The 10,598-nt window shown below is 36.1% G+C and carries 11 protein-coding genes; 5 read left to right on the top strand and 6 right to left on the bottom strand.

Annotated elements, in window-relative coordinates; translation table 11 throughout:
- The first annotated feature begins 10 nt into the window (after positions 1 to 10).
- The 4 genes from GNY06_RS13950 to GNY06_RS01875 all read left to right on the top strand — a co-directional run bounded on the left by GNY06_RS13950 (position 11) and on the right by GNY06_RS01875 (position 2,551).
- Complete coding sequence (locus GNY06_RS13950; protein WP_244614332.1) at positions 11 to 739, top strand: NAD(P)H-hydrate epimerase; 729 nt, start codon at positions 11 to 13, stop codon at positions 737 to 739.
- 19 nt (positions 740 to 758) lie between these two features.
- Positions 759 to 1,163, top strand: a complete 405-nt coding sequence (locus tag GNY06_RS14500) for an ADP-dependent NAD(P)H-hydrate dehydratase (RefSeq protein WP_262885029.1) — start codon at positions 759 to 761, stop codon at positions 1,161 to 1,163.
- Positions 1,160 to 1,519 carry an ADP-dependent NAD(P)H-hydrate dehydratase gene (locus GNY06_RS14505; RefSeq protein WP_317163728.1) on the top strand — a complete coding sequence of 120 codons (360 nt, stop codon included), beginning with the start codon at positions 1,160 to 1,162 and terminating at the stop codon, positions 1,517 to 1,519. The genes GNY06_RS14500 and GNY06_RS14505 overlap by 4 nt, the downstream gene beginning before the upstream one ends.
- Before the next feature lie 189 nt (positions 1,520 to 1,708).
- Complete coding sequence (locus GNY06_RS01875; RefSeq protein WP_166518547.1) at positions 1,709 to 2,551, top strand: prephenate dehydrogenase; 843 nt, start codon at positions 1,709 to 1,711, stop codon at positions 2,549 to 2,551.
- 71 nt (positions 2,552 to 2,622) lie between these two features.
- Here GNY06_RS01875 and GNY06_RS01880 read toward each other — a convergent pair whose 3' ends face one another.
- From GNY06_RS01880 to glk, 5 genes are all read right to left on the bottom strand, one after another.
- Positions 2,623 to 3,030 carry an HIT family protein gene (locus GNY06_RS01880; RefSeq protein WP_166518548.1) on the bottom strand — a complete coding sequence of 136 codons (408 nt, stop codon included), beginning with the start codon at positions 3,028 to 3,030 and terminating at the stop codon, positions 2,623 to 2,625.
- Positions 3,031 to 3,066: 36 nt separating this feature from the next.
- Positions 3,067 to 4,485, bottom strand: coding sequence for an L-serine ammonia-lyase (locus tag GNY06_RS01885; protein ID WP_166518549.1), 1,419 nt, complete (start codon positions 4,483 to 4,485; stop codon positions 3,067 to 3,069).
- A gap of 100 nt (positions 4,486 to 4,585) precedes the next feature.
- Complete coding sequence (locus tag GNY06_RS01890) at positions 4,586 to 5,248, bottom strand: alpha/beta hydrolase (RefSeq protein ID WP_166518550.1); 663 nt, start codon at positions 5,246 to 5,248, stop codon at positions 4,586 to 4,588.
- 277 nt (positions 5,249 to 5,525) lie between these two features.
- Complete coding sequence (locus GNY06_RS01895; RefSeq protein WP_166518551.1) at positions 5,526 to 6,092, bottom strand: YceI family protein; 567 nt, start codon at positions 6,090 to 6,092, stop codon at positions 5,526 to 5,528.
- A gap of 94 nt (positions 6,093 to 6,186) precedes the next feature.
- A complete protein-coding gene (glk, locus tag GNY06_RS01900) occupies positions 6,187 to 7,224 on the bottom strand; it encodes a glucokinase (RefSeq protein ID WP_244614333.1) in 1,038 nt (345 codons plus the stop codon).
- Positions 7,225 to 7,484: 260 nt separating this feature from the next.
- Between glk and GNY06_RS01905 the strand changes: the two genes are divergently transcribed.
- A complete protein-coding gene (locus tag GNY06_RS01905; RefSeq protein WP_166518553.1) occupies positions 7,485 to 8,666 on the top strand; it encodes an NAD(P)-binding protein in 1,182 nt (393 codons plus the stop codon).
- Positions 8,667 to 8,766: 100 nt separating this feature from the next.
- Here the strand turns inward: GNY06_RS01905 and GNY06_RS01910 are convergent, their stop codons facing one another.
- Complete coding sequence (locus GNY06_RS01910; RefSeq protein ID WP_166518554.1) at positions 8,767 to 9,345, bottom strand: hypothetical protein; 579 nt, start codon at positions 9,343 to 9,345, stop codon at positions 8,767 to 8,769.
- Positions 9,346 to 10,598 lie beyond the last annotated feature (1,253 nt).

Below are 10,598 nucleotides of genomic sequence, written 5' to 3' on the forward strand. Positions count from 1 at the left end.
TCATTCACGCATGAAAATTCTTTCTTCCAGCCAAATAAAAACTCTGGATGAGAAAAGTCTAAGCATTCAGAATATATCTTCGTGGCAACTGATGGAACGCGCTTCCATGGCAGCTACAGAAGCTATTTTAGATCGAATAAAGGGTGCTAATCCTTCATTCTGCGTATTTTGTGGCAAAGGCAATAATGGGGGTGATGGTTTGGCCGTCGCCCGTATTTTACACCAAAAAAAATACTCGGTTAAGGTTTTTATTCTAGAGGCTGGCTCCTATTCGCCAGAGCATACCGAAAACCAGAAGCGACTGAAGCCTCGGGGAATATTTCCCACTTTCTTTACAGAGGAAAGTAAACTTAGCATAACCTCTGGGATGATTATCATCGATGCTATTTTTGGCCAGGGCCTGCACACCTGCCTAAGTTCGAAATGGAAAGCCCTCTTTCAACAAATAGAGGCGTCTAGCCCCCTTTCTATTTTCGCCATCGATCTACCTTCGGGTTTTCATCCTGACCGCCCCATGCATAAAGATACCCCCTGCCTGAAAGTTGACCATGTGTTTACCTTCGAAATGCCCAAATTAGGTCTACTGATGCCCTCTTCTGAAGCTTATTTAAAAGATTTTTCGATTATTAAGATAGGATTGGATGAAAAATTTCAAGAGAACTTAAGCTCCCCCTACTACTTTGTAGAAAAAGAAAGAGTAAAAAAGTTTCTAAAAAAGGGGTTCAAAATTTTCTCATAAGGGCCATTTTGGTCATGTCTTGATTATAGGTGGAAGCTATGGACAGATAGGAGCCTGTGTTTTAGGTGCCCGTGCAGCCCTTAAGACCGGGAGAGGCTTGGTAAGTGCCTACCTGCCAGGCTGTGCTTACTTCATTATGCAAAGTTCTTTAACTGAAGCTATGTGCCTAACCGATCCATCAGAAAATTACATTAGCCAAATTCCGGATCTATCAAGCTATTCTGCTGTTGCTATCGGCATGGGCATAGGCCAACACCCTAAAACAGAAGAAGCTTTTTTAACAAGCTTAAGCTTGTTCCCAGAAACTAAACTCATCATAGATGCGGATGCCTTAAATATTCTATCCAAACAGAAAAATCCTTTTGAACATCTCCCTAAACACTCCATTTCCCCCCCCATCCAAAAGAATTACAGCGTCTCATAGGATCCTGGAGGGATGATTTTGAAAAGCTTGAAAAAGTTCGAGAAATTGCCCAACAGTATACAATCAATATTATTATTAAAGGGGCTCATAGCCTTAGCGTTCTTTCGGATGCACAGTGTTATTTTAATTCTACCAGACCTGGGGAAATGGCCACAGCGGGTTCGGGAGATACCTTGTCTGGGATTCTTTCTTCTTTATACGGACAGGGCTATTCACCTCATGAAACTTGTATTTTAGGGGTTTACCTACATGGTCTTTGCGGAGATATAGCCTGTAGAAAAATCCACCCACACGCTTTGATCGCCAGCGATATTGCTAATTTTATAAGTGCCGCTTATTTTGATTTGGAGCAATAATCTTTTATATTTAAGTTTTTCGGGGAAAAAATTTTGCTACATCATCACTTATTTATATTTTAGCTTAGTGGAACTGAACAACACATATTATTATTCTATTCTTAAGCGAACTTAAGGACAAGGATAATATGTTAAACCATTACCAACTCCTGTCCTTATGTGGCAGGAGTTTTTTTAATTGAATATAACATGAAAATTAGTATTATCGGCACAGGGCTTATTGGAGGCTCAATGGCTCTGAAATTAAAACAGAAAAACCTAACCTCTAAGATTATAGGCATTGACAAAAATGAAGAACACCTTAAAGAAGCCTATTCTTTAGGCATTATCGATCATTATTCCTCTCTTGAGGAAGGTGTAAAAAATGCAGACCTCATCATCCTGGCAATCCCCGTAGATGCAGCCCGAAAACTCCTACCCGATATTCTAAATTTAATCGGAAGACAACAAACGGTGATGGATGTAGGCTCTACAAAAAATGGTATTGTAAGCGCTATTAGAAAGCACCCCAATCGTTTGCGTTATGTGGCCACCCATCCGATGTGGGGCACCGAAAACAGTGGTCCTAAAGCAGCTCATAAAGACGCTTTTACGGGAAAAGCCGCCGTCATCTGTAATCAAGAAGAATCTGCCCCCGATGCCGTAGCACTGATTCAAAAGATTTACGCTGCTTTAGAAATGAACCTTCTCTATATGAACTCTAAAGATCATGACATACATACCGCATATATTAGCCATATTTCCCATATCACCTCTTATGCTCTGGCCAATACAGTCTTGGAAAAGGAAAAAGAAGAGGATACTATTTTCCAACTTGCAAGCTCAGGATTTTCCAGTACAGTACGCCTGGCTAAATCACATCCGGAAATGTGGGTTCCTATTTTTAGACAAAATAAAGAAAATGTTCTGGATGTTCTTAATGAACACATTAGTCAGCTCAGGAAGTTTAAATCGGCTTTGGAAAAAGAGAATTATGATTTCTTAGAAGCTCTCATTCTCAATGCCAATAAGATAAGAGATATTTTAAAATAAGAATAAGAACTATCGATAGATAAAAAAGGACGGGTTGTGAAAACTGTCCGTTCTTTCAATAAAAAGTTTTGCTAATCTAAATCCAAATAATGGATGATTTTTTGACGCATAGATACCAAATCATAGGAAGTAAGCCGCGGAGCACAGGTCCACCCGAAACCATCATCCTCATATCGGGGAAATATATGAAGATGAAAGTGACCTATATCGTTACAGCCTCCTCCATTATGCATAATAGAATACCCCTTGCACTTCATTATTTTTTTCAGCAGGGTGACCAACCGCTGAGCAAGCTTTAAAATCTGAGCGATTAAAGCCTCATTCAAATCATCTAAATCTACACAATGGGCTTTGGGAATGATTAAGATATGTCCCTCATTTATAGGATCAATATCTAAGAAGCTGATTATAAATTCATTCTCAAAAATAACCTCTGCTGGTATTTTTCTATCAACGATTTCACAGAATATACAAGGCATAATATGAAAATATTTTTAACTAAGTGTATGCTAGCCCTAACACTCGGCAACATTTACCGCTACAGCCAGACCTCCTTCGGAAGTTTCTTTATACTTAGTATTCATATCCATGGCTGTTTCCCACATGGATTTAATGACTTGATCCAAAGAAACCCTCGCCTTGTCAGGATCGGACTCCAAAGCAATATTGGATGCTGTGATCGCCTTTATAGCTCCCATAGAATTTCGCTCAATACAAGGTATCTGCACCAATCCGCCTATAGGGTCACAGGTTAATCCTAAATGATGCTCCATAGCGATTTCTGCCGCCTGTAATACCTGCTTGGGAGAGCCTCCCATAATTTCGGTTAAACCTGCTGCGGCCATAGCTGAGGAAACCCCTATTTCTGCCTGACACCCCCCCATCGCAGCAGAGATGGTAGCATTCTTTTTAAACAAGGTGCCAATTTCTCCAGCCACGATGAGAAATCTTACAATATCTTCCTCGGAGTTATGTTCAGTAAAACATTGTGAGTACATTAAAACAGCTGGTATTACGCCACTGGCACCGTTGGTGGGTGCGGTGATAATTCTACCAAATGATGCATTTTCTTCATTCACGGCTAATGCAAAGCAGCTAACCCACTTATTAATTGTACTAAAGCTAGCTTCTGTTTCCACTACCAACTGAAACCATTGATCAATGTTTTTATAAATTTTATCCCCCAACAGTTTTCGATTTATATCTGCAGCACGGCGAGTTACATTCAATCCACCCGGGAGTACGCCTTCGCGATTCACGCCTTTATAAATACATTCCTTTATCTGTTGCCAGATATTTAAGGCTTTTTGGCGAGTTTGGCTTTCAGTACGCCATGATTCTTCATTTAAAAAAATAAGATCCGAAATTCTATTGAGATTTAATTTATCTACATATTTTTTGATATCTTCAGCCTGATGGCACGGATAAAGGGTGCGTATACAGTTGTTCTCTATGCTATTTTCTTCCTGTGTAGCTACAAAACCTCCGCCTACGGAATAATAATCTTTAGAGATTTCACCACCATTTTGAAATACGGCTTTAAAAATCATTCCATTGGGATGATAATCTAAGGCTCTCTCCATATTCAGTATTAAATGGTGTCCATAAATAAAAGGAATTTCATATTCTCCTGCAAGCTTGATTTTTTGGGTATTCTTGATGTGTGCCACCTTTGCATCTATAGTAGAAGTGTCTATTAATCTGAAATTTTCTCCACTAAGTCCCATCATTCCCGCTACATCGGTACCATGCCCTACTCCGGTCTTGGCTAAGGATCCAAAAAATTCGACAAAAACTTCTTTTACTTGGTTGATCTCATGCGTACGCTTGATATGTTCTAAAAACATTTCCGCAGCATTCCACGGTCCCATAGTATGAGAACTGGAGGGACCTATGCCCACTTTTATAATTTCAAAAACACTAATCGATTGCATGGTATTATTTTATACAAAAATAGTATTTTATCAAAGGCTATTCAATGATCGCTGAAAAAAAATAAAGATGACAAATAGAGGTAAATATCTTCCTTTATTTTTACACAAAAATCTCTCGTAAAATAGCCGTTACCTCTTTTGGTTTTGTAATCGGAAAAAGATGAGTTGCTCCTTTTATAATATAATCGGGTTTGGAGTTTTTAAGCGGAAATACAATATCTTTATCTCCTAAAATCTGAATTACTTTTTTCTGCTTCTCGCCTCTCCAATTGAGAATTTGTCTTATACTCCACTTTAAATAATAAGGATGCCAAAGGCTAAAGTATTGGTGGAGTTTTCTATTTTTTCTATTTTTTAAACTCCCAAAAAGAACATAGGAAAGCAGTTTACGACAGGAAAATAATCGGAGAGGTAATATATAATAGAGTGGAAATATGCGATTCCAAATAAAAAAACAAGATTTTTCTCTGTACGATTGGATACTCGCCAAGATCACCACGCATTTGGCGGGTTTAATTTTATGAATTTCCTGTACCAATATCCCCCCAAAGGAATAACCCAATAGATAAAATTCTTCTGTAGGGTCTATATTTTCGGCCATACGAGAGATATAATGATGAAAATCTTCATTCCGCTTAGGGAGTAGCCAGTCGATAAATACAGGCTGGATTTGCTGATTAAAGCGAATGTTATCAAAAACTCGGGCATTAGCTCCCATACCGCTAATGATATAAAGTTTGATCTTAGAATCTTGATTTTTCATTAAAATAGAATAGAGATTACTTTCTAGTTACTTTTAGCCTCCCTTTTTCGAGTATAGCCTTATGATTTGAGCTCTAGCAAACTTGTAAGAAAAGCTTAGCGTTAGATACCTATTAGATTATTTTCTTCTCTCTACAAGCGTATTTTAATATACTCCTATTTTTTATGAGGGTAAGTATTCCTCATTTCTAAGGAAGTATACTAAAACGCTTAGGTACAAATTTAAAAATAAAAAACGGGAAGTCTCCCCCCCGTTCCTTAACAATGTGCACTTATACTTACTTAGCAGTCACTTTAACGAGTATATCAATATCATCTTTGAGTACGGCATCTTTGAGTCCTAATTTATAATTTACCCCAAATTTTTGTCTGTCAATAGAAAACTTATTAGAAACTAAACTTACCTGTCCATTGTGAATACGAATTTTTGCTGGAAAAGAAATGGCTTGGGTATTTCCTTTTAAGGTAAGATTTCCATTTACCATGTAATTGTATATTTCATCAGGATGCTTTTTTACCGAAGTAATTAAAAAAGTGGCCGTAGGATATTTTTCTACTTCAAAGAAATCTCCATTTTTAAGATGGCTATTTAACTTTTGCTGATCTTCTCCTGTAATATCAGTCGCCGCTATACTATTCATATCCAGCACAAAAGAACCGCCTATTACCTGATTGTTTTTTAAAACAATATCTCCTTTCTGTAGACTTAATTTACCGTAATGTGAGGAATAGTCAGACTTCATTATCTTATATCCCCACCACTGAATATCTGATGCTACTACTTTTTTGGTTTGCCCAAATACTACTCCTATTGTCATTAATAGTAATAATCCAATTTTTGTCATAATCTTATTTTTTTGTCAAAAGTATGTCATTTAGATAAAAGGTTTCCTTATCATATGGTAATTTATTCATGTCAAAATAAGCTTACTTGAGCGCTTACTTCCCAAAAGCACCATAGTAAGCAGCCCCCATCAGAGCTGTCTTGCTATTAAGGATAAGGTGAATAGGAATATCCTTTAACAGGTGCTCCATCTTATCACTCACAATAAAATTTTGATGAAATTTATCTTTATTTAACAGACTGAAAATTTTGGGTGGAATGCCTCCTCCTAAAAGCAATCCACCGGTAGCTTTTAGCTTAAGTACCAGATTAGTCGCCTCACGCGCCATAAATTCTACAAACATCTCCATGGCTAAAGAACATGTAGGATTTAACTCCCTCATAGCAGTATGACTGATCACGGCTGAAGCATCGCCTTCTTCTGCAAATTTTTGACTCAGCCATGCTGGTTCAGGGTGTTTTTTAATATCTCGTAAGAATCTGTATATATTGAAAATTCCAGGCCCTGAAATCACGGTCTCCCAGCTCACTATCCCATAAATAGAGTGAAGGTATTCGTAAAATTCGACCTCTATTTTATTTCTTGGGGAAAATTCGGAGTGCCCTCCTTCGGTCGCAAAAGGCCTAAGCGCGTGACCATCCCAGTATAAACCGGCTTCACCCAGTCCAGTACCTGGAGCGAGAATCGCGACATTGCCCTCTATATCAGACCTCCCTTTATATAAAGTTGCCAGATAACCATCGTGAACTTCTGCTAATCCATAAGCTGTTGCTTCAAGATCGTTAATGATTTTCACAGAATCGACTTGTAACTCTTTTTTAAGAAGATCTACATCCAAAGACCAAGGCAGGTTGGTGGTAATACACTTCTCTCCTAATACAGGTCCTGCCACTCCAATGGAAATAACATCGGGCAGCTCTAACTTATAGTTTTTAATAAAATCCTTAATGATATCGCTAAACGAACCATAATCTCTAGAAGAATAGGTAGCTTCTTCTTTTAATCCCATCTTCTGATTTTCAGAGACAAACCACCCTAAGTTTGTTTTTGTACCACCGATATCCGCAGCGATCACTGAAATACCATAATTTTTAGGGTTTTCCCATCCGGGCAGATATAATGGAAATTTCATTAACTCCATGTAAAAATTATTTTCCTCAAAAATATAAAAAAAGCCTCTAACATTGGAATATATAAAGTAACAAAGATCTAAAATATCCTCAAACAATTTTATAAAGCAATGGTTGATATTCAGTTAGATAAAAAAAACAAAAATCTAACCCGTCGTAAGAGCTGCTTTACTTTTAAAGAGGTTTTTTTATAATATTTTTCACATTTTATTCGTAAATTGAAGGGTAGAATTTGATAATCATTATTATTTTATCTGACGAAATGGTAGCAGTTATTGGAGCAGGCATTAGTGGTGTAAGTTTTTCTCATTATTGCGCTCTTAAGGATTATAAGGTTAAGATCTTCGAAAAAGAGAATCGTATAGGAGGATGTATTGAAGGCCATGCTTTGATGCCGGAATATATAGCGGAGCTAGGGGCTCATACTCTCACCAATAAATATCGTAAAGTTTTGGAGATTATAAAAGATTGCCATCAACAAAATAAGATGATTCCCCTTTCGGATTTAAAATTTGAATTGGCAGAGCACAATAATCTCGTAGCATTCATAAAAAGAATAAACCTTAGTGAACTGATCTTTTCGATACCCCAGTTTTTAGTGACTTCAAAAAAGAATAAAAGTGTGCGAGAATATTATTCTGCAGTACTGGGCAACAAAAATTATGAATCCTTATTCCATTTTATTTTTCAGGCTATTCTATGTCAAAATCCGGATAATTTCCCTGCTGAATTGTTATTTCGAAAACGCAGCCGAGATCCTTCATTTCCAAAAAAATTTACTTTAACAGGCGGGATCACCCAATTCTTAGAGAGCGTTGTAAGTCAACATCAAAATATAGAGCTACACTTCAATACGGAAGTGACAAAAATTACCAAAAAAAATGGATTATATCAATTGTGGTGTAATGAGCAGAAACTCCTGTCAGCCTCTTATCTAAATTTTTCCTGCCCCCCTCATATTACCAAAGCTCTTTTGCAAGAAATCGAACCCCATGTTTCCGATATGATCAACTCCTTAAAGTTAACGAACATCGAAAGTCTTTTGATTGATATGGGTGATCTACCAGCATTAAAAAAAATAAAAAAAAGCCTGATCGGTATTGATCAAGCTTTCTATTCGGCTATTTATCATGAAGTGCAGGGAAAAAAATTTTGGGTGTTCCATTTTAAAGGTAAAGTCTATAATTTGGAACAGAAAAAAAATATAATTGCTCATGTGTTAAAAACCGATCCCACCAAACTACAGGTTCTACGTGAAAAGCACTCTATACTCCCAGCACTACAACTCCACGATTTACAAAAAATAAACTTGATCCAGGAAGAGATGAGAAATAAAAAAATTTTCCTATCTACTAATTGGATAGCAGGTTTATCTATGGAAGATTGTTGCCAGCGTTCTTTTTATGAATTTAAAAGGATGGAAGCCCTATCTACTCTAGAATAAATGAGAATATTCCTCCTGCTAAATTCTCCTGCAAAAAAAGAGGGCTCTCAAAAAAAGCCCTCTTGTATATGATCTTAATCAAATGATAATATCCAAAGTATTATTTACCTAATGGAATATTGTAAGCAACACCTGCTCCGACACTTCCTACATTAAATTTTACATCTCCTACCTGACCTTTGCTTCCTGTAAAGACTTTAGTATAGCGAACAAAGAAGTTCCAGTCTCTATTATGGTAGCCTATTTCCGGCTTAAAATAAAAACCTCCATTAGGGGTCTCAGGAGCATTTTCCATCTCCTTAGCCACCTCGTTTTTACCCACTATAAATCCATAACCAAGGTCTACACCTCCATAAAAACCTAATTTTGCAGGGTAATATCTCAATAAGGCTGCCACAGGTATCATACCAAAATCGTTATATTTTATTTCTTTACCTCCAATGGTTTTATTTTTTCCAAAAAACTCATTGTAACCGGTAGCAACGCCCAATCCAAAACCGGGGATCAGAAGATTTTGGTATGCGATATCAGCACCTACACTTGCTGAGGTATTACCTCCTGTAGAAGCCCCTCCGTTAACACCAATTTTAAGCATATTTCTCATATTTGCACTTTGAGCACTTAGAGCTCCTGTCGCAAAAATACCAACTGCTAAAGCTATTTGCTTCATCACTTTCATAACATCTATTTTAAAATAATAAACCTGTCTCAGTAAAAATTATGCCAAAATTAACAAGATTTTAACATCCACTCTTCCTCTTATGATCTATGCAAAAATAATATACTACCCATCTATTGTAAGATGAAAAATATATCATTTTTTTTTATAATAAATATTTATTTTAATTTAAAAATACGGTTTGTTATATAAAATAATATTTTTTCATATTTTAGTTAAAATATGAAAACAACAATAAGCAAAATGGGTAAATTCATTATTGTATAGAGCTTATAAAATTTGTGAATAGCTCTTTGATCGGTTTTTTTTAGACTTAAGATCACAAGATTAGATTATTAAATCAGGCCTGATTATACCTGAAACAAAAATTACAGTATATTGTATTTCACTATCCACATCATCTCTGATTTCATTGTAACTCTATGCAAGTTAATTTTAATTATCTTATTCTTAAGTTATGGAAGAATGAAACTGATCAGAACTTTGCAGAGCTAAGTTATCCCAATAATCTCGGTATGAGAACAGGGAAAATTCCTCCATCTTTTTAAAATTTGATACTCATATACGAAAAGTTATTTATACCACATTCCTATTCGTAAAACTTGAGACTAAAGACCTACATTCGAGGATGGGGGTATTCAATTACTTGGAGCATCATAGAATCTATAAATAATTGTAATTTTTTAAACATTATTCATTGAACCTGCCTTAAGATCAGTATCCCGTAAAATAGATCAGAAAAATTATTAGAACCGCTTAAAGAGCAAAGTTTAATCCTTGCTTTAAAAAGCAAGGGTTAATTGAATAACTAAGAATTATTTTAATCCAGAATGTCAGGTAAAATAGAGACTTTTACCACTTATCTATAATTCCTGATATCTATAACCAAATATCTCATTTATGAATTAATTACAACTGTTCTATCCCTCTCTGTAGAAGCCTTAGTTACAATTTTGTAAAAACAAAGTCCATACCCCAAAGACAAAAGTATATCCAAATTCACCAACTGTAGGTCAAGAGGCTATATTCGCAGATCTTGATTGTTCTTTTAATCAAGCGCTAATAATTGCCTTAATTGTTTATATGAGAATAGATTAAAGACATCTATACTCCCTACTACCGAATGAAATGTTTTTGCTAAGTAAGAGAATGCCATAACATTGAATAATTGGCAGAGTCTGCTCCACTACCCCTTTGTAGATCTATTAAACTTACGGATTATTAAAACCCGTGGTGCATTTAGGATAAAAAAA

Origin of the sequence: Elizabethkingia argenteiflava, assembly GCF_009904105.1 — a bacterium.
GTDB lineage: Bacteria > Bacteroidota > Bacteroidia > Flavobacteriales > Weeksellaceae > Elizabethkingia > Elizabethkingia argenteiflava.